The organism is Bacillus sp. NTK034, assembly GCF_017303275.1.
Classification (GTDB): Bacteria; Bacillota; Bacilli; order Bacillales; family Cytobacillaceae; genus Cytobacillus.
In genome coordinates, this window is record NZ_JAFKOJ010000002.1 from 572,893 (window position 1) to 592,301 (window position 19,409).

At 42.3% G+C, this 19,409-nt stretch carries 19 protein-coding genes; 2 read left to right on the forward strand and 17 right to left on the reverse strand.

Annotated features, from left to right (window positions below; translation table 11 throughout):
• Positions 1-108: 108 nt before the first annotated feature.
• Both secDF and JI665_RS09215 read right to left on the reverse strand, forming a co-directional pair.
• Positions 109-2,373 (reverse strand): protein translocase subunit SecDF, encoded by a 2,265-nt coding sequence (secDF, locus tag JI665_RS09210; protein WP_206838903.1) that lies wholly within the window; start codon positions 2,371-2,373, stop codon positions 109-111.
• Positions 2,374-2,671: 298 nt separating this feature from the next.
• On the reverse strand, positions 2,672-2,968 hold the full coding sequence (locus JI665_RS09215; RefSeq protein ID WP_206838904.1) for a post-transcriptional regulator: 297 nt from the start codon (positions 2,966-2,968) through the stop codon (positions 2,672-2,674).
• 122 nt (positions 2,969-3,090) lie between these two features.
• Between JI665_RS09215 and spoVB the strand changes: the two genes are divergently transcribed.
• Positions 3,091-4,656 (forward strand): stage V sporulation protein B, encoded by a 1,566-nt coding sequence (gene spoVB, locus JI665_RS09220; protein ID WP_206838905.1) that lies wholly within the window; start codon positions 3,091-3,093, stop codon positions 4,654-4,656.
• A 57-nt stretch (positions 4,657-4,713) separates the two neighbouring features.
• On the opposite strand, the gene JI665_RS09225 is transcribed toward spoVB, so the two are convergent.
• Positions 4,714-5,364 carry a DUF421 domain-containing protein gene (locus JI665_RS09225; RefSeq protein WP_206838906.1) on the reverse strand — a complete coding sequence of 217 codons (651 nt, stop codon included), beginning with the start codon at positions 5,362-5,364 and terminating at the stop codon, positions 4,714-4,716.
• A gap of 197 nt (positions 5,365-5,561) precedes the next feature.
• On the opposite strand from JI665_RS09225, the gene JI665_RS09230 reads away from it, so the two are divergent.
• The gene (locus JI665_RS09230; protein WP_206839308.1) at positions 5,562-5,948 is read left to right on the forward strand and encodes a TIGR04086 family membrane protein; all 387 of its coding nucleotides are present in this window, start codon (positions 5,562-5,564) and stop codon (positions 5,946-5,948) included.
• Positions 5,949-5,988: 40 nt separating this feature from the next.
• On the opposite strand, the gene yajC is transcribed toward JI665_RS09230, so the two are convergent.
• The 14 genes from yajC to nadB form a co-directional block, all read right to left on the reverse strand.
• A complete protein-coding gene (yajC, locus tag JI665_RS09235) occupies positions 5,989-6,273 on the reverse strand; it encodes a preprotein translocase subunit YajC (RefSeq protein WP_009333093.1) in 285 nt (94 codons plus the stop codon).
• 71 nt (positions 6,274-6,344) lie between these two features.
• On the reverse strand, positions 6,345-7,484 hold the full coding sequence (gene tgt, locus JI665_RS09240; RefSeq protein WP_206838907.1) for a tRNA guanosine(34) transglycosylase Tgt: 1,140 nt from the start codon (positions 7,482-7,484) through the stop codon (positions 6,345-6,347).
• 91 nt (positions 7,485-7,575) lie between these two features.
• Positions 7,576-8,604: a tRNA preQ1(34) S-adenosylmethionine ribosyltransferase-isomerase QueA gene (gene queA, locus JI665_RS09245; RefSeq protein WP_206838908.1), complete on the reverse strand. Its 1,029-nt coding sequence runs from the start codon at positions 8,602-8,604 to the stop codon at positions 7,576-7,578.
• A 27-nt stretch (positions 8,605-8,631) separates the two neighbouring features.
• Positions 8,632-8,838: a DUF2905 domain-containing protein gene (locus JI665_RS09250; RefSeq protein ID WP_206838910.1), complete on the reverse strand. Its 207-nt coding sequence runs from the start codon at positions 8,836-8,838 to the stop codon at positions 8,632-8,634.
• The gene (gene ruvB, locus JI665_RS09255) at positions 8,835-9,836 is read right to left on the reverse strand and encodes a Holliday junction branch migration DNA helicase RuvB (protein WP_206838912.1); all 1,002 of its coding nucleotides are present in this window, start codon (positions 9,834-9,836) and stop codon (positions 8,835-8,837) included. The genes JI665_RS09250 and ruvB overlap by 4 nt, the downstream gene beginning before the upstream one ends.
• A 52-nt stretch (positions 9,837-9,888) precedes the next feature.
• Positions 9,889-10,500 carry a Holliday junction branch migration protein RuvA gene (ruvA, locus tag JI665_RS09260; RefSeq protein WP_206838914.1) on the reverse strand — a complete coding sequence of 204 codons (612 nt, stop codon included), beginning with the start codon at positions 10,498-10,500 and terminating at the stop codon, positions 9,889-9,891.
• Positions 10,501-10,649: 149 nt separating this feature from the next.
• Complete coding sequence (locus JI665_RS09265) at positions 10,650-11,213, reverse strand: tyrosine-type recombinase/integrase (RefSeq protein WP_206838915.1); 564 nt, start codon at positions 11,211-11,213, stop codon at positions 10,650-10,652.
• A gap of 137 nt (positions 11,214-11,350) precedes the next feature.
• Positions 11,351-11,899: an intercompartmental signaling factor BofC gene (locus tag JI665_RS09270; RefSeq protein ID WP_206838916.1), complete on the reverse strand. Its 549-nt coding sequence runs from the start codon at positions 11,897-11,899 to the stop codon at positions 11,351-11,353.
• Between the two features lie 163 nt (positions 11,900-12,062).
• A complete protein-coding gene (locus JI665_RS09275; RefSeq protein WP_206838917.1) occupies positions 12,063-12,806 on the reverse strand; it encodes a YhcN/YlaJ family sporulation lipoprotein in 744 nt (247 codons plus the stop codon).
• Between the two features lie 111 nt (positions 12,807-12,917).
• The gene (locus tag JI665_RS09280) at positions 12,918-13,940 is read right to left on the reverse strand and encodes a phosphotransferase (protein WP_244671132.1); all 1,023 of its coding nucleotides are present in this window, start codon (positions 13,938-13,940) and stop codon (positions 12,918-12,920) included.
• The gene (safA, locus tag JI665_RS09285; RefSeq protein WP_206838918.1) at positions 13,894-15,513 is read right to left on the reverse strand and encodes a SafA/ExsA family spore coat assembly protein; all 1,620 of its coding nucleotides are present in this window, start codon (positions 15,511-15,513) and stop codon (positions 13,894-13,896) included. The genes JI665_RS09280 and safA overlap by 47 nt, the downstream gene beginning before the upstream one ends.
• Before the next feature lie 370 nt (positions 15,514-15,883).
• Positions 15,884-16,990: a quinolinate synthase NadA gene (gene nadA / locus JI665_RS09290; protein ID WP_206838919.1), complete on the reverse strand. Its 1,107-nt coding sequence runs from the start codon at positions 16,988-16,990 to the stop codon at positions 15,884-15,886.
• Between the two features lie 23 nt (positions 16,991-17,013).
• Positions 17,014-17,850, reverse strand: coding sequence for a carboxylating nicotinate-nucleotide diphosphorylase (gene nadC / locus JI665_RS09295; RefSeq protein WP_206838920.1), 837 nt, complete (start codon positions 17,848-17,850; stop codon positions 17,014-17,016).
• Positions 17,819-19,399 (reverse strand): L-aspartate oxidase, encoded by a 1,581-nt coding sequence (nadB, locus tag JI665_RS09300; RefSeq protein ID WP_206838921.1) that lies wholly within the window; start codon positions 19,397-19,399, stop codon positions 17,819-17,821. The genes nadC and nadB overlap by 32 nt, the downstream gene beginning before the upstream one ends.
• Positions 19,400-19,409: the final 10 nt, after the last annotated feature.

The window sequence follows — 19,409 nt, forward strand, 5'->3', positions numbered from 1 at the left end:
TAGTTTATCCTATTTCCAGGAATCATTAACCTTATTTGTAAAATAGACGGCATTAAGTTTTTCAGTTTAATAAAAAAACTCAGGCATTCGCCTGAGTTTTTAAAAGTATTATACTTGAGGTTCGTCACTGACTTTGCGTTTTTCTTTAACGGTATTAATAACGCCTTTTTCTTTCAGTTCTTTGCCTTTCCATACTGCCCACAACTGCGCAGCAAGGAATATAGAAGAATAAGTACCTGCAATTAAACCGATCAGAAGTGCAAAGGAGAAATTTCTGATTGACTCACTTCCAAACACCAATAGCGCAACGACAGTAAATACAACAGTTAAAACAGTATTCACAGAGCGGCCAAGCGTTTGGCGAAGACTTTTGTTTACAACATCAGCAATATCTTCGAATGATTTGAGCTTTTTCTTTTTCTGCATATTTTCACGCATCCGGTCGAACGTAACAATGGTATCGTTGATCGAATAACCGACTACTGTCAGCACTGCCGCAATGAAGGTAATGTCCACTTCAAGACGCGTGAAGCTAAATACAGCAATGATAAAGAAAGCATCATGAAGCAGCGCGAGAACTGCCGGTATGGCCATCTTGATCTCAAAGCGAATGGTTACATAGATGATAATGCCTACCGAGGCTATGGCAAGAGCCTTCAGTGCATTTTTAGCGAGCTCTTTTCCTACAGTCGGTGAAACAGTGCTGACATTCGGATCTTGGCCGAAGTTTTCATGAAAATGAGTTTTAACTTCTGCTATTTCATCTTTAGTTAAAACATCTTTAAATCTAGCAACACCGATATCTTTATTATCACCAGAGATGACAATATCATCCGTCTCAATTCCAAGCGCTGATAATTCAGCTTGAAATTTTTCTTTTGTTAAAGGTTCACTTGCCTGCTGCTCAATGCGGGTACCGCTGACAAAATCGATTCCTAGATTTAAGCGGAAAATAGAAACAACAATGATTCCTACTGCAATTAATACAGCAGATAGAATAAAAAACTTCTTGCGGTTCCCTACAAAGTCAAATTTATCGAACCTGGTCGGCAAATCAAGTGTATCGTAGTTTTCAGCAATATTTTTGATCTCACTTTTCTTAACGCCAAACCAGCCTGGCTTTTTATTCAGAGCTTTACTATGGACCCAAAGACCCATAAGAAGCCTTGTACCGTAAACAGCAGTAATAAAGCTTGCCAGGATGCTTATAATAAGCATGGTAGCAAATCCTTTTACAGAGCTTGTCCCATACAGGAATAAAACGGCTGCTGCTAAAATGGTTGTGATATTTGCATCAAATATGGTCGAAAGTGAGTTTTTCTCACCGGCCTGGAAAGCTGATTTGATTGTCCTGCCCACTTTTATTTCTTCGCGGATTCTCTCATAGGTTATGATATTTGCATCAACAGCCATACCAACACCCAGAATGAGCGCAGCAATACCAGGAAGCGTCAATACGCCATTCATCCAGTCAAATACGAGTAAAATCAGATAAATATAGAAAGATAAAGTAACTGTCGCTATAATACCAGGGAAACGGTATACCGCAATCATGTAGATAAATATAATGGCAATTCCAATGATACCGGCAAGAATAGTCGTTTCCATTGCCTGCTCACCGAATTTCGCACCTACAGATGTCGAATAAACTTCATCGAGCTGTACAGGCAGGGAACCGGCATTCAATAAATCCGACAGTGTCTGTGCTTCTTCTATCGTAAAGTTCCCAACAATGGACACGGTATCCTGATTAAAAATCTGGCTTACCTGTGGAGCAGATAAGTATTTTGGATCTTCTTTTGCTGATTCTGCCTGGAATGAATCCTGGCCATCTTCAAAATCAAGCCAAATGACAAGCAGGTTATTTGGCGCTCCCATATTGACAATTTTTTGAGTTACATCTTTAAATTTGCTGGCACTCTTCAGCTTTAATGAAACACTTGGCTTTCCGTTTTCATCGAAGGTCTGCTTTGCTCCATTTTCAGCAAGGTCTGAACCATCCATCATCAATTGATCATTTACATCCCTAAATGATAAATTAGCTTCTGTGGACAGAATTTCCCTTGCCTTATTCTGATCTGTTACACCAGCAAGCTGAACACGGATCCTCTTATCTCCCTCAATCTGGATATTCGGCTCACTGACTCCAAGTACATTGATCCGCCTATCCAGTGCTTCGGCAGTACTGGCAAGGACTGCTTTATCAACCTTCTGGCCATCTTTTGGCGTTACCTGATAGAGGACCTCAAACCCGCCCTGCAAATCAAGTCCAAGCTTAATATTTTTTAAGATGTTATTTGTCGTTGCACCTGCTAAGCTTCCCAATAATACAACAATCAGGAAAAAGGCAACGATACGGCTGCGCTTTACCATTATGAATAAATCCTCCTTAGCTATCGCCCGGTATTTGAAATAACCACATCAGCATCTGATGCATTATTTGCCATACAGGCATGCGTCGGAAAGCTGCATAGCTGTTAAGCAGCCTCCCGTTATAAGACTTTCGTTTGAACCCTAGCCGGCTTTTACCATTCGTTCTTAAATTTCAATCTATGTATGAACAATGACATGAAAAAGACCGTTTACTCCGCTTTTCATTATGAAACAGATTGTAAAACCTGTCAATTTGTCTTATATCATGTTATTTTTCGCAAAAAAAATGGAAATATAATTACTTTAATAGTTCCCTTCTTTCTTTTTCATTATCGAAAGCAAAGTCTGCCTCTTTAAAAGCCTCGATGGTAGCATAGTGAATGTATTCACTCACTTTTACCTCCATTATTTCTTCCACAATTTCAAATAGCCTGACATTTTCTTTTGGCTTTTTCCACTTTTTCTTTGTCAGGAATCCCCAGAGCTCCTGCTCAGTCACTCTTTTATATCCCAGCAGCCGAAATTCATCCAGTTTGCTTTCCAATGCAGGTTTTACCGTAGTGCGAAAATAATCATATTCATGGCCGATTTTCACTTTCAGCCGCCTCCCCGCCATTATTCACATGGAAATTATGATAGCTTGTCATGCTTTGTCCTCTATCTTGCATATAGATAATTGTATATGATAATACCCATTTTGAGAAGGCAGGGAGTTGAATGTCCAAATTTCTGAAAGGTACCATGATCCTGCTTGCTGCAGGCCTGGTGACCAGGGTCCTGGGCTTTATAAACAGAATTGTCATTGCCCGATTTATTGGCGAAGAAGGCGTTGGCCTTTATATGATGGCTTTTCCCACCATGATTCTTGTCGTCACCATCACACAGCTTGGGCTGCCGGTTGCAATTTCTAAGAATGTGGCAGAGGCGGAGGCAAGGGGAGATACAGCAAAAATCAAGAAAATATTAGTTGTTTCTTTAGCGACGACTATCTCACTTTCAATTGTTTTCACTCCTGCTTTAATTTTGCTTGCTCCATTATTATCAGATACACTCTTTACTGATGACCGCACACAGCTGCCATTGATGGCAATCGCTCCTATCGTGCCGATCATTGCAGTTTCTTCTGTCATCCGGGGTTATTTCCAGGGCAGACAGAATATGAAGCCTGCTGCCTATTCCCAGATGATTGAACAGATAGTCCGAATCAGCCTGATCGCTTTGATGACAAAATCATTTCTGCCATACGGAATTGAGTATGCGGCAGCAGGAGCCATGCTGGCAGCTGTCATTGGAGAGCTTGCATCATTGCTTTATTTAATGACCACATTTAAGCTTAAGAAGAAATTCAGAGTCAGGAAACAATTTTTTCAATTTGTTTCTTCCGGAAAAAGTACATTTAACGAATTGATGACCGTTGCCCTTCCAACGACAGGCAGCAGAATGATCGGTTCAGTCGCCTGGTTTTTTGAACCGATTGTGGTAGCGCAGAGTCTTGCACTTGCAGGGGTGGCGGCAGCGGCGGCTACAAAGCAATATGGTGCTCTTACCGGCTTTGCCATGCCTCTTCTAATGCTTCCATCGTTTATTACTTATTCTTTGTCAACATCTCTTGTTCCGGCTATCAGCGAAGCAAATTCCCAAAATAATATGCGCCTGATCGAATACCGGCTTCAGCAGGCACTCCGGTTTGCATTTATTACTGGCGGCCTGGCAGTGGTGGTTCTTTATGTCCTTTCCGATCAATTGATGGAAGTAATGTACGGCTCCTCAAGCGGTTCTCATTTTATTAAATTGATGGCCCCTTTTTTTCTGTTTTATTATTATCAAGGACCTCTTCAGGCAACTTTACAGGCATTAAATATGGCCCGTGCCGCAATGATCAACAGCCTGATTGGCGCTGTCGTTAAAACGGCAGTCATCTTTCTTCTTGCCAGCCAGCCTGCATTTGGCATCAATGGTGTTGCGATGGGAATTCTCACCGGCACAGTCCTGGTGACAATGCTTCACTTTGCAACAGTACTGAAAGCTATTTCGTTTACTTTTTTCGTCAGGGACTATCTAAAGACGTTTATTGCCATGTTTTTGTCAGGAGGCATTGGCTTCTGGATGCTCAGAGATTTACTTTCGCCTGACTTGAATACAGCAATAAGGGTTATTGTGATTTCTTCCGCCATCACTGCTGCATATATAATTTTCTTATTATTTTTTAAGCTCATTAAAAAGAATGATTTAATTCGGATTCCATGGATTGGCAGGCTGTTATCAAGGTTTGCATTTAGATAAATTGCCTTTATCAGCAGGGTCAGCTCAACAACTGGCATATCTTGAGCTGACCATTATTTATTTCCTTTCGTCAAGCAGATCTACATAAAATTGGCCATTTTCATAGCTGCAGAATGATATATTGGATAACTCTTTATACCCCTCTTTTCTAAGCTCCTGACGCAGCCAAAAGTCACTTTTATTTATCGTTTCCAAATTAGTTTTCTGAATTGTGCCATCTATAATTAGAGGGATCGTAATCCCCCCCTCTTTGCTGTCCTTTTTTTCAAACACTGATAAAGTACCGGAAGATTCAAGGATGGCAAATTCAACATCAGAGATTTTGGCAATATCTTTTTCTCTTAACTGCAGGAGCAGGTCATCAAAGTTATACCGCTGTTTCCGCATGGCATTTTCATCAATTTTTCCTTTATTAATAATAATGGTCGGTTTGCCATCAACGACATCCCTGAACGTTTTGCTCTTCAGGGAAAATAGGGCCAGCACAATCTGCACAACCATCAAAAGGAGCATCGGCAGCACATTCTTTAAGATTTCTGAATCCGGAGTTTCAATCGCCACTACTGCAAGTTCAGCAATCATGATATAGACGACTAAATCCAGGATGCTTAATTCACCAATTTCTCTTTTGCCCATTAGTCTAAAAATGAGAAGAATGACTGCATAGAGAAATAATGTTCTTCCTACAATGATTAGATATTCTTCCACTTTTACAGCACTCCTTTTGATGCAATCCTTTATATCCTGCCGCATATTGGAACTTTTATGATTTTATCAGATTTTTTCTTTGAACATTTTCGATTCTATTTTTTCATTGTGTGAATATGCTTGTACTAAGGATTAAGCTGAATAGCCTCTGGGTAAAAGCTGTTCCTATTTACTGATTCAGAAGGGAGAGGATCAATATAGAAGAGTCAAAGAACTTCGGGAGCGCCGTACTTTATGGAATTATCGCCATTTTTGCCATTGCTGTAGCGGGCAGTCTCGTTTTTTCACTGCTGCTGCGGTTTACCTCGCTGCAGGAGTCTTCCCTGCAGTATATTATTACTGCTGTTTCGTTTGTTTCTCTTTTTGCGGGCGGGTTCATATCCGGAGGTAAAGGGAAGCAAAAAGGCTGGCTGCTTGGAGGCTTGACCGGCCTAATTTACTCAATTGTTATTTTTCTATTTCAATATTTGGGACATGACAGTTTATTTGATATGGAGCAAATGATATACCACACCTGTTTCACGCTGACAGCGATGATGGGCGGTATATTGGGAGTAAATCTCAACAACAGAAGAACAGCTTAAAAAAGAAGGTCCTGAAATTCAGGACCTTCTTTTTTTGATATTAAGATTTTGCTAATGCATCGCCAGTTGCCTGCGTTACTTCGCGGATCGCTGCACGATCGTATGTAAGACGGCTTCCGTCACCACATTTAATAACCACTTTGTCTTCGTCGATGGCATCAACGAATCCATGAAGGCCGCCGATTGTAACAACCTTATCTCCCTTTTTCAAATCACTCTGCATTTGCTGAACCGCCTTTTGGCGTTTCTGCTGCGGACGAATTAACAGGAAATAGAATAAAACAAACATCAGCAATAATGGTCCTAATGTTCCTAAAAGCTCCATAGTTTTCCCCCCTTTCAAAGATTGTCTGACTTTAAGGAAGAGCTGCTCCTTAAATGAACTCTCTTTTTTTATTAAAAGTTCTTCGCGTTAGGCTTATTGAATCCATACCTTTCGAAAAACTCTTCTCTAAAGTCACCCAAACGATCATCTCTGATCGCCTGTCTTACCTGTTCCATTAATTTTAGCAGAAAATATAGATTATGGTAAGTTGTAAGCCTGATTCCAAATGTTTCGTCACAGCGGATCAAATGCCTGATGTAAGCACGGCTGTAATTTCGGCATGTATAGCAATCGCAATTCTCATCAATAGGGCCAAAATCTCTTGCAAATTTTGCATTCTTAACAACCAGTCGGCCATTACTTGTCATCAATGTACCGTTTCTGGCAATCCTTGTAGGAAGAACACAGTCAAACATATCAATCCCTCTGATTGAACCATCAATCAGAGAATCCGGAGATCCTACTCCCATAAGGTATCTTGGCTTATCAGACGGCATAAGCGGTGTTGTGAATTCAAGCACACGGTTCATTACATCTTTAGGCTCGCCCACAGATAAACCGCCAACAGCATACCCTGGGAAATCAAGAGAAGTTAAGTCTCTCGCGCTTTGTTTGCGCAGCTCCTCATATTCTCCGCCCTGTATAATTCCGAAGAGTCCCTGATCATTCGGGCGTTTGTGTGCTTGTAAGCAGCGCTCAGCCCAGCGGGAAGTCCGCTCTACTGACTTCTTCATATAGTCGAAGGAGGCTGGATAAGGAGGGCATTCATCAAATGCCATCATAATATCTGAACCAAGCGAATTTTGAATATCCATTGCTTTTTCAGGTGATAAAAATAGCTTGTCGCCATTTAAGTGATTTCTGAAATGAACGCCTTCTTCTTCAATCTTACGGAATTCACTAAGGCTGAACACTTGAAACCCGCCGGAATCTGTCAAAATGGCCCGATCCCAATTCATAAACTTATGCAGCCCGCCTGCTTCTTCCACGATTTCATGACCCGGTCGAAGCCACAGGTGATAAGTATTGCTCAGAATTATGCCAGCTCCCATTTCCACTAATTCTTCCGGAGACATGGTTTTTACTGTAGCGAGTGTTCCCACGGGCATGAACACAGGGGTTTCAAAAGATCCATGCGGCGTATGGACCCGTCCCAGACGGGCACCAGTTTGCTTACATGTTTTAATTAATTCATAACGAATTGCAGTCAAGTTTCAGTTCTCCTTCCATTTAAAGCGCAGAGCGCCCGCTTATCGGCGCTCGGAGCTAGACAGTTATCGAAGTTCAGAGATAACCTATTTATTAAATAATGAGCATAGCATCTCCAAAGCTGAAGAATCGATAACGTTCCTCCACCGCCTGATTATAGGCATTCAGAACGTTCTCACGGCCTGCCAGTGCACTTACAAGCATAATCAAGGTCGATTTAGGCAGATGAAAATTCGTAATCATGCCATCAATCGCTTTAAATTCATAGCCTGGATAAATGAAAATATCTGTCCAGCCGCTTGCTTCCTCAAATCGGCCATTATGCATGGAAGCAATGGTTTCTAAAGTTCTCGTGGATGTAGTCCCCACACTGATAATTCTTCCTCCCTGCTCACGCACTTCATTCAATAGCCGTGCAGTTCCTTCTGTTACCTGGTAAAATTCAGCGTGCATTTCATGCTTATTCAAATCCTCCACACTCACCGGCCTGAAAGTTCCCAGACCAACGTGCAGAGTAATAAAAGCAATATGCACACCCATTTCCTTAATCTCTTCAAGGAGCTGTTCAGTAAAATGAAGGCCTGCTGTTGGAGCTGCAGCAGAACCGCGCTCCCGGGCAAATACAGTCTGATAACGGTCACGATCATCTAGCTGCTCCTTAATATAAGGAGGCAATGGCATTTCTCCCAATTGCTCCAGCACCTCATAGAATATCCCGTCATACTTAAACTCCAGTACCCTGCCGCCATGATCTGAAACTCCAGTGCAAACAGCAGTCAAATTGCCGTTTCCAAACGTTATCTCTGTCCCTTCTTTCACTCTCTTGGCTGGCTTGACCAGCGTTTCCCATACATCCCCTTCAAGCTGTTTGAGAAGAAGCACCTCTATTTTCGCACCAGTGCCTGTTTTTTCTCCAAACAGCCTGGCAGGAAGGACCTTTGTGTCGTTCAGCACAAGACAATCTCCAGCTTTGAGATTATTCTTAATATCTTTAAAAACACTATGCTGAATATTTCCGGTTTTTTTATCGAGGACCATTAGCCTGCTGCTTGTCCGATCAGCCAAAGGCGTTTGTGCAATTAATTCCTCAGGCAAATGAAAATCAAACCAATCTACTTTCATGATGTCACCCTCTGTTATTCATATAGACTACCGGAACCTGCCAATAAAATAAAAGATGGCAGAAAGGATAACACTGATCAAAATCGATGTAACGACTGGAAAATAAAATGTCGTATTGCCTTTCTTGATCACTATATCCCCCGGCAGCTTGCCAATATTAATAAACTGGCTTATAAATCCGATGGCAAAAATGATGGCACCAATGACCATCAGCCACTTTGATATGCCGCTCAATCAGCAGGCACCTCCATCTGAAAATGGCGGTACACCAGGTCCGTTACAATTCTTCCTCTTGGTGTCCGCTGAAGAAACCCAATCTGCAATAAATATGGTTCATAAACATCTTCAATCGTGTGCGCTTCTTCTCCAATGGTTGCTGCAATTGTTTCAAGGCCAACAGGTCCGCCGCGGAATTTTTCTATAATCCCTCTTAATAATTTATGGTCAATATGGTCAAGGCCTAAACGGTCAACCTGCAAAAGCTCCAAAGCTTCCCTGGCCAGCGTTTCATCAATCCGGCCATCTGCTTTGACCTGGGCAAAATCCCGGACTCTCCGGAGGAGCCTGTTTGCAATTCTAGGCGTGCCTCTTGACCTTCTGGCCACCTCAATAGCGGCTTGTATATCTATACCTGTATCAAGAACCTCAGCTGTGCGGACAACAATATCCGTCAGCTGCTCTTCTGAGTAGTATTCAAGTCTGCTGAGAACTCCAAAACGGTCCCTTAACGGAGCCGATAACGACCCTGCCCTTGTAGTCGCGCCAACCAGTGTAAAAGGTGGCAAATCCAGTCTGACTGATCTGGCACTTGGCCCTTTTCCGATTACAATATCCAGACAAAAGTCCTCCATTGCCGGATAAAGAACTTCTTCAATCGAACGCGGCAAGCGATGAATTTCATCAATAAACAGGACATCACCCGGTTCCAAAGCCGTCAGGATCGCCGCCAAATCACCAGGCCTTTCAATGGCGGGGCCTGCAGTGGTTCTGATATTTACGCCCATTTCATTGGCAATAATGGCAGCCAGTGTAGTTTTCCCCAATCCAGGCGGTCCATATAGAAGGACATGATCTAAGGTCTCCTCGCGTATTCTCGCAGCTTTGATAAAGATCTCGAGGTTCTCCTTTACTTTATCCTGTCCAATATACTGCTTTAGTGTCTGCGGGCGCAGACTCTGTTCGAATGAAAGATCCTGAAGACCGGCTTCACCGGATATTATCCGCTCTTCCATACATAATCACCTTCTTAATATCAGCTTAAATGAATCGGACTCTTCCAATAAATTATAGTTTTAAAAGCTTTTGCAGAGCCTTCTTTATGTATTGGTCCGTTGTAAGCTTTTCCTTCTTCAGTTCCGGCGTAATCTTTTTCAGTTCCTTATCTGAGTATCCCAGCACTTTTAATGCAAGCAAAGCTTCTTCCAGGTCCCCCGCAGGCCCGCTTTCATCCTGAAGTTTATCCGGTGAAAACAGATTAGGGAAAAAGTCAGGTACAATATCCGGCAGCTTCCCTTTAAGATCAAGAATCATTTGTCTCGCTGTTTTCTTTCCGACTCCAGGAAACTTAACGAGGAATGCTTCATCTTCATTTTCAATCGCCTGCACCACCTGTTCCGGTTCACCCGAAGCAAGAATTGCAAGAGCTCCCTTCGGCCCAATGCCGGTAACATTCAGCAGCTTGGTAAACAGAGTCTTCTCCTCCCGAGTCTGAAAGCCGTACAATGCCATAATATCTTCCCGTACATAATGATACGTGAATATCCTGACCTCCTGCCCGAACTCCGGGGTATAGCTAAATGGATTTGGCGTTAATATCTGATAGCCAATACCATTGTTTTCAATAACCACATATTCCGGTCCGATAAAATCCAGCTTGCCTCTTACAAATTCAAACAATGCCTTTCTCTCCTCTGATTTAACTGTACCTCATTGTACCATATTATATTTAGGCACGAAGAATAAAACGCTGAAGGAGGCGGGGACAGCTGCGGCTGAAGTCTGCACGATGCAGTACGCCCTAAATCAGCCAATCCCTTTAACTCATTCTATAAATTAACGTCCACTTTTATCAATTGCTTCCCGCCTTTTTCAATGCCAAGATAGCGCAGGGTTTCAGCGGAAGAGTGATGATTATAAATGGACATAATGATTGAAATGGCAATTCCTTTTCTATATGCATGATAGCCAAATGTTTTTCGAAGTGTATGTGTTCCAATTTTCCCGGGAATTCCAGCTTCCTTTGCAGCATTATTAATGATTCGATAGGCCTGCTGGCGGGTAATGGGCTGGTTATTCTTTTTGGATTTGAAAATATAATCACATTCGGAGAAATCATGCTGAGAAAAATATTTTTTCAGTTCTTTTTTCACGCTGTTATTTAAATAAAATGCATTATTTTCATTGCTGTTGAGATCGTTCAAATAAATAAACTCTCTTATCTCCTTCCCATCCCAAACATCACTAATTTTCAGAGATAGCAAATCACTTACCCTTATGCCTGTATTTATGCCTAATACAAAAAGCAAAAGATCCCGCTGTGACTGCTGTCTTAATATCTCTTTAATTTTATTTATGCTTTTGATGTCCTTGATAGGATCAACATATTCCACAAGATTCCCTCCTGCAACTAATGTTACATAAGTATAAGCTATCAAAAAATAAGTAACATTACAAATGATTATTTGGAGTTCATTAAAAATAGAAACATGCAAGAGAATTCGATTCCCTTGCATGCTTCACAGCTAATTCAATTCGCTTGCTTTTCACCGGCAGTATAGCTTTTAAATGTCTCCAGAACTTCCACATATCGATCTTTTGTTACAATGGGGATTCCTTTTTTTAATTCTTCACATTTTGTGCTTTCTAATTTCCCTAAATCGATTTGAAAGAAAGACTGAATGATATTTGTTTTTTGCGGCCTTCCATTGAAAATGGTTAATGTGCCGTCCTCAGTTACACCGAAGTACCCATTTGCTTTTAATAATGGCGATATATCATCCATTTTCATGCGGAACACCATATAATCTATATCCATATCAACAAGCTGCCATTGCTCATATTTAGACCAGAAATCTTCAAGGGTCCATATGGTTTCCTCTATCGTTTCCTGGCTCACTTCCCCATCCATATATTCTCTCTCCAAAATGACTTCCATCTTAAGCGGACCTTCAATGTGTTTTTCTGCTGCCTCAGCATATATAGAAGTATCCATAGATAAAAAGTTGAATGCATCTGTCTGGAAGAAGGGATAAAAGGAAGCAGCTACTATTAATAGCAAGCCCCATATGGTTCTCATGATCGATCACCTCGATTAAATAGTAACTTCTGCACCATCCGCCTGAGCCTGTAATCCCAGATCTTTATAAGTAGTGTCACCAATATTTTCATGTTTATCCTGAAATAATTTAATTATGTAAAAAGGGGCAAAGCCCAGCAGCTTTGCCCTCTTTGCTAATTCTTTATTTTTCCCTGCGGAACAAACTTTTTAAATCCCAATCAATTTGCTCCCGCGGTCCGCCATCCCGAAGATTGTTATCAATGTTTCTTAAACGGCTAAACGTTCCTTCGTCTGTTACCACCGTGGCAGATCTCCCGCGCAAATATGGCTGAACAGCTTCATGAATCGCTTTTTTCGTCTGTTCTTCCTTATCATAATCATCTAAATCTACAGCAATCAAAACATCGCTTCCATAAGTAACAGACCTGACATCTTCAACGTTTGGAACTGAAGCTGCAACGTCGCCAATTTTTTCAGCAAGCTCACCCTCATAAGCCTGATAATAAGAATTTTTGGCTTGTCGTGTATTGTCATCGAGATGCCCATGATAATTTGCATCGCTATGGCTAAAACGATTATCTCTCCGGATAAAGCTGCGATCCCTGTCAGCAAGAGGAACAGTAGGGTTTCCTGTATTTTCATTTCTGACTCTTCTTGCATTATTGTCCATTCGGTTGTAGCCGTTATTTTTTCCCTCTCCGCCCAGAGTATGATCCATCATTTCTGTCAGAGGCCCATCATTATCTGTACCATCTTCGACCCGGACATTTCCACCGCGGTTTCCGTGATTTTCATTTGAATAATACCCCATAGGCTGACCAATTTCATTCTTACGATCAACAGATGCATCTTCATTCGTTCCGCATCCTGCCAATCCCATCGTCATGATGGCAGCCATCGGCACTGCAATTAATTTCTTGTGCAAGCGAAAAACCCCCTCGCTAATATTACAAGCCCTGAGCATTTCTGCTCTTTCTTAGCTTGTGAGCGAAAGAAGGCTTTCATTCTGTCCATTTACGTCCAATTTTTTTGTGCATTATTTGTTTTTCTCATTGGCAGCATATTTAAGAGCTTTAATAAAACGCTGTCTCTCAGCAAACTGTCCTACAGTTAAATCCAAAACAGGACGAATCTTTACAGAATCAAGATATGTCCTATCCCTTATTACACGGTTCCATTCCCTGAATATATCAGTTGGAAATGCCAATGCATGAAGAAAAGCCTTTTCTTCAAGATTGGATTTGAACATTGGATATTTTCCCAAATCGTCAAATGACCATCTCATTAATGGGAGGATGCGATTTGCATACTGAAGGTAATCGGAATAAGGAGTGCCTATTGCTATCAGGTCAAAATCAAGTAAATATAAAGATTGATTTTTTGCTCTGAGAAAATTATGATGTGCTACATCACCGTGCAGAATAACCTTCCTACCGGATTGAAAAAACCAGGCTTCCTCTTCAATGCCTTTTAAGGACCAATCTGCCCAGGCTAATAATTCATTAATAATTTCTTTTTGGACAAAATATCTTATTACAGGGAGATTATTAAGGAATAGGGTCGCTCTTTCTCTCCACTTGTCTGCCTGCCGATATGCAGGCACAACTGTTTGGTAACGGCTTACAAGCTTCTCTGTAGTATCGTGGAAATTCTTCAGCAAATTCAGTCCTTCCAAACGGTCACTCTTCAAAAAATAGGTGAACACTTCTTCCGAAGGCGGAATGTACTCCATACACCCAAAATATGTCCGGTCAAAAAACAAAGGAGGTTCTTTCGCAACCTCATAAAAAATATATGTTTTTGCAAATCCTTCATTCATTAATGATGATGTAAATGCCTCCTGAAGCTTTAGCCGATGATAGGATGAGAATCCTTTCAATATAAAGGCCCGTTCCTGCGTCCTGAGTAAATAAACCTTCTTTCTGATCGGCTTTAACTCTTCAATTTTAAAGGGCAGCTGATCTTGCAAATAGGAGAAGAGACGATTTTGAACTAAATCGTCTCCTCCATGATTAACCGTCGTATTCACTGCTTTCGTCAAAGCTTCTTGGCATTCCAAATGCCTCTCCGCCCATTGGGCCAAAACCTGGACCGAATCCTGGTCCTGGGCCATAGCCGAATCCCGGACCATATGCCTGCCCTGGACCGTGTCCTGGTCCCGGACCGTAGCCTCCCGGAGCAAATTGCGGTCCTCCACATCCGCAATCATTGGAAGCACCCATTACTGAACCAGGCATTAATGGCTTTTGAGACATCCCTGGAGATTCCTCCATTCCCTGCACCTGCGGCATCTGATGCGGCATTTGCATTCCCATGTCTTCTGCACCCATCACTCCGGATGGCATTTGATGCGGCATCTGCGGCATCATTGCTCCCTGTACCTGTGGCATCTGATGCGGCATCTGAGGCATCATTGCTCCCTGTACCTGTGGCATCTGATGCGGCATCTGAGGCATCATTGCTCCCTGTACCTGTGGCATCTGATGCGGCATCTGCGGCATCATTGCCCCTTGCACTTGATGCGGCATCTGCTGTCCCATATCTTCGGCCCCCATCACACCTGACGGCATTTGAGCCATTGGCATGAAAGGCGAAGATTCATCATAATCCGGACTTTCAACTCCAGCCATCATACCCATATGAGGCATTTGATGCTCCGGCATCATGGCTCCCTGTACCTGCGGCATCTGGTGCGGCATTTGCGGCATCATCGCCCCCTGAACCTGGTGTGGCATCTGATGCGGCATCTGCGGCATCATCGCTCCCTGTACCTGGTGTGGCATCTGGTGCGGCATCTGCGGCATCATCGCTCCCTGTACTTGAGGATAAGGCATTTGCGGGTAACATGGGTTAAAAGGAAACATTGGCTGATATTGACCTCCTTGATGTGTATATAAAGATGATTCGCTTTCCGGCGATTCAGGGCTTTCTTGATTCGAAGCCGGCTTAACCTGCGGAAGGATATTGACTGGTTTAGGCGGGAGCTGGGGCTGTGGCTTAGATTCTGATATAGGCAGTGGTTTTTGCTGTGGTTTTGTTTCTGCAGGCTTCACTGGTTTTTCCTTCGCTTTTACCTCTTTTGCCGGAAGCGGCTTTTGCTGCTGCGGTTTAACCTCTTTTGCTGGAAGTGGCTTTTGCTGCGGAGCCGACTGCTGAATATTCATCATATAATAATTATTTATATCAATTTCAGGCATAATAGGCTTTGGCATTTTTGGCGTATAAGGTTTTTTGGGAACTTCTTTTGGTGCAGGTTTTGGCATTTCTTTCGGGATTTCAACTTTTGGCGCCGTTACTTTTGGCATTTCCTTTTTCGGTGCTTCTTTTACCGGCTTCCCCTTAGGTGCTTCAGCTGATGGCATGGTAATAGGTTTCTCTTTGGCAAAAGGTTGTTCTGCTTTTGGCATTTCCTTTTTGGCACCCAAATTTATTTTTGCTTCCGGTTTTCCTCCAATAGGAGCCTCTTTTTTTATTGAGCCCCCGCTTGCAGGAACTTTTATTTTCATACCGGGCATAATCATATCAGGGTTGCTGAGCTGTGTATTCATCTTTTTCAGCTCTTCAAAATTCACGCCGTACTTTTTGGCAATCTTCCAAAGAGTATCCCCTTTCTGTACGATATGGATTTTCACTCTGAATTCCCTCCTATGCGTAAGGTGATACTTCCATCAGTGATGGCTAGTAGAACCAATCGGGCATTTACGGGCATTTCATCCATTTATTTGAAAGGTGCAGATTAGTGCCCGTTAATCGCGATGAGTCCATATAGTGTATGAAGAAATGGGCAAATTGCTAACAATCTACACAAAAAGATATGCATTTTTCCCAGGAATTATGAATCAGCGTTTCTTCTAATCCTAGTAACAGCAAAGGTCAGCAAGGCAATAAAAAAATCCTCCCGGCGGGGAGAATTTTTTTATTAGCCTAAGTTCACTCTGACTGTTTCTGAATACTGCGCGTAATTTCCGCTGATTTAGAGACCGGCAAACCTTATGCAGACGCTCATGGACGTTCGAGCATCCTATTTAATGCCAATTTAGCAAATGCTGCTGTTTGTTCTTCAACCTGAATTAAATTTTGGCTTTCGCCCTGCTCGATTGCTTCAAGACACCAAACAAGGTGCGGTAAATCGATCCGGTTCATGGTCAGGCAAGGACACATATGAGGGTTAAGTGAGATGATTTTTTTATCTGAATGCTGGTTGATAATCCTTTTAACCAAATTCATCTCTGTACCAATCGCCCATTCAGACCCAGGTTCTGAATGGGCGATTGCATCTATAATATAATTGGTTGACCCGGCCATATCGGATAGTTCCACGACTTCCCTTCTGCATTCCGGATGGACAATGACCTTCATTTCCGGATATTGTTCGCGAACTTCTTTGATGTTTTCAACAGTAAAGTTTTCATGAACAGAACAATGACCTTTCCAAAGAATTACTTTAATTTCCTCAAGCGGCCCTTCATATTCAAGCTGATCCGTAATGGGATTCCATACAGCCATTTCCTCAAGCCTAATTCCCAGGTTATAAGCCGTATTTCTACCAAGATGCTGGTCAGGCAGAAATACAATTCTCGTCTTCTGCTCAAACGCCCAGCTCACCATTTTTTCAGCATTCGAAGAAGTAACTGTTGCTCCTCCATGACGGCCTACAAAAGCCTTGATGGCCGCAGTAGAGTTTACGTATGTTAAAGGAAGCATTGTATCGCCAAACATGGTATGCAGCTTCGTCCAGGCTCTTTCTGTTTGGCTGATATCAGCCATATCGGCCATGGAGCAGCCTGCGCGCATATCAGGCAATAGCACCTTTTGATCAGATCCTGTTAAAATATCTGCCGTTTCAGCCATAAAGTGAACTCCGCAAAACACAATATATTCAGCCTCTGAATTTTCCTGTGAAAGCTGGGCAAGCTTTAGTGAATCACCAGTAGCATCCGCAAACTGGATGACCTCATCCTTCTGATAATGATGACCCGGTATGAACAGCTTATTTCCCAGCTTATCTTTTATTTCTCTTGCTCGATCCTCCAGTTCCTTTATAGCCATCATTCGATATTTTTCCGGAAGAATATTTGTTTGTTTTTCTGCTGTCTGAAAAATATTCATTTCCTCCATACCCCTTTGCCAATTTATTCAATAGTAACCTTCACACTTATATCAAGTGATTTCACAGAATGTGTAAGAAAACCCAGTGAAATAAAGTCCACTCCTGTATCGCTGTATGCTGACAGGTTATCCAGCGTGATTCCGCCGGAAGCTTCAGTCAGGATCCCCTTTGGCACGCTCCTGATCCACTCTTTAATTTCTTCAGGGCTCCTATTGTCAAACATGATTACATCTGCACCTGCCTTAACTGCTTCAAGGACCTGATCTTTTGTTTCCGTTTCGACTTCAACTTTTACCATATGCCCAATTTTTGACCGCACTTCTTCCACAGCTTCCGAAATTGAGCCTGCAAAAGAAATATGGTTATCTTTAATCATGACTGCATCATAGAGGCCATATCGATGATTAAATCCCCCTCCGCATCTGACTGCATATTTTTCAAGCATTCTAAGGCCAGGAGTAGTTTTTCTTGTATCGCAGATTTTCGTATGTGAACTATTTAAGACCCGGACAGCCTCATTAGTTTTTGTGGCAATACCGCTCATTCTCTGGAGCAGATTTAAGATCACTCTTTCACCGTTTAATAAATCGGATACAGGACCAGTAGCTGCAGCAAGGACTTGACCTTTCTCAATCCACTCTCCATCCTTTACTTTTATATTGACTTCAGCCGCTGGGTTCAGCACCTTATATCCTGACCTGATTATTTCTTCTCCGCAAAAAATGCCATTGTCTTTTGCCAGGAAAACGACCTTTCCTGTCTGATTCTCACCAAAAATAAGTCCGCTTGTCAGGTCGCGGTCACCGATATCCTCGAGAAAAAACTGTTCAAGTTGCAATCGCAGCTTTAATTTGTTCATGTTTACCATCCTTTTCAGATTTTCGGGATTGAATAATTCTTTTTCCAAGCCATTCATGACTTTCGAAAGGATAATCCTGCCGGAAATGACCACCCCGGCTCTCTGTCCTCCTTAATGCAGAATCTGTTATCAGATAGGCTGTGATAAGCATGAAAGCCCGTGTTACTTCTTCTATTGAAAGGTCATCTAATTCTGCTTTAATCCATTCTTTAATTTTGCAGCCTTTAAGCCAGGCAAGCTGATCTAAAAGCCCTTCTTTTGTTTTGATAATCCCTGCATTTTTCATCATTCTCATTTTAATTTCTTCAATTGAAGGCAAACTTTCTTTGGTTAGACAACTAATTGCCTCGGAAAATATCAGTTCTTTTGCAGGTCTGCTTGACGGCTGTTCATTAAGCCACTCTGCAAGCCTTTTGCCCACATATAAACCTTCCAGAAGAGAATTGCTTGCAAGCCGGTTAGCGCCATGTACTCCTGTGCATGCAGATTCACCAATCGCATACAGGCCTGGAATACTGGTGCGGCCAAATAAATCAGTTTTAATTCCTCCCATTAGAAAGTGGCTTCCGGGCGAGACTGGAATTTTCCCAGTGCTTAAATCTACTCCGTTTTGTTCACAGATTTTTGTTATCGTCGGAAACCTGGATTTAAAGTTTTCAATTGAGGAGATATCCAGGAATACAGCTTTTCCTCCCTCTAGAGAATGAAAAATTGCCTGTGATACAACATGTCTTGGCGCTAAATCTCCCTGTGGATGAAGTCCTGCCATTAATGGTTTCCCGTCTTCCGTAATGAGCCTGCCTCCCTCTCCCCTGACAGCTTCAGAGATTAGCCCCAATGCTTTTCTGTCTTTATAGAGAAGGGTGGGATGAAATTGGATGAACTCCATATCCGCAATCTCCGCACCTGCTCTGTACGCTAAAGCAATGCCATCTCCTGTCACGGTATCGGCATTGGATGTATATTCATATAGCTGGCCGCATCCCCCTGTTGCAAGCACAACATGAGACGAAAAGAATCCATGAATTACACCATTGGAATCTTTTCCTTTTACCCCTATACAACTGCCGTCCATGTCATTTATCAGCAGTTCAAACACGAGAACATTTTCCATGATTCGAACGTTTTGGTTTTTCTTTGAGAGCATAAAATCAATGACTGTTTTTCCAGTACTGTCCCCGCCTCCATGAACAATTCTGTTTTCTGAATGAGCTCCTTCCCTGCCTAACGCAATTGCTCCTTCAGAATTCATATCAAACCGGCATCCCTCTTGATTAAGCTCTTTTATCAGAGAGGGTGCTTCACTGGTCAGGGACAGCACTGCATCACAATCATTATGAAACCTTCCTGCTTCGAGTGTATCCATGTAGTGCTTTGATGGGTGATCATTTACTCCCATGGCAGCCGCAATGCCGCCCTGTGCCATATATGAGTTTCCATTTTTTATGGTTGACTTTGTGAGAATAATCACATTCAAGTCCTGTCGCAGCTTCTTTGCCAACTGCAAAGCGGCTACCCCGCTTCCTATAATCAAAACGTCGGCATTCATTATTTTTTAC

Excerpts from the sequence above, each read along its gene's own strand:
- secDF (WP_206838903.1), bottom strand. The coding sequence starts at position 2,373 with ATGGTAAAGCGCAGCCGTATCGTTGCCTTTTTCCTGATTGTTGTATTA.
- spoVB (WP_206838905.1), top strand. The coding sequence starts at position 3,091 with ATGTCCAAATTTCTGAAAGGTACCATGATCCTGCTTGCTGCAGGCCTG.
- yajC (WP_009333093.1), bottom strand. The coding sequence starts at position 6,273 with ATGGAGCTTTTAGGAACATTAGGACCATTATTGCTGATGTTTGTTTTA.
- queA (WP_206838908.1), bottom strand. The coding sequence starts at position 8,604 with ATGAAAGTAGATTGGTTTGATTTTCATTTGCCTGAGGAATTAATTGCA.
- ruvB (WP_206838912.1), bottom strand. The coding sequence starts at position 9,836 with ATGGAAGAGCGGATAATATCCGGTGAAGCCGGTCTTCAGGATCTTTCA.
- JI665_RS09270 (WP_206838916.1), bottom strand. The coding sequence starts at position 11,899 with ATGAGAACCATATGGGGCTTGCTATTAATAGTAGCTGCTTCCTTTTAT.
- nadA (WP_206838919.1), bottom strand. The coding sequence starts at position 16,990 with ATGAATATTTTTCAGACAGCAGAAAAACAAACAAATATTCTTCCGGAA.
- nadC (WP_206838920.1), bottom strand. The coding sequence starts at position 17,850 with ATGAACAAATTAAAGCTGCGATTGCAACTTGAACAGTTTTTTCTCGAG.
- nadB (WP_206838921.1), bottom strand. The coding sequence starts at position 19,399 with ATGAATGCCGACGTTTTGATTATAGGAAGCGGGGTAGCCGCTTTGCAG.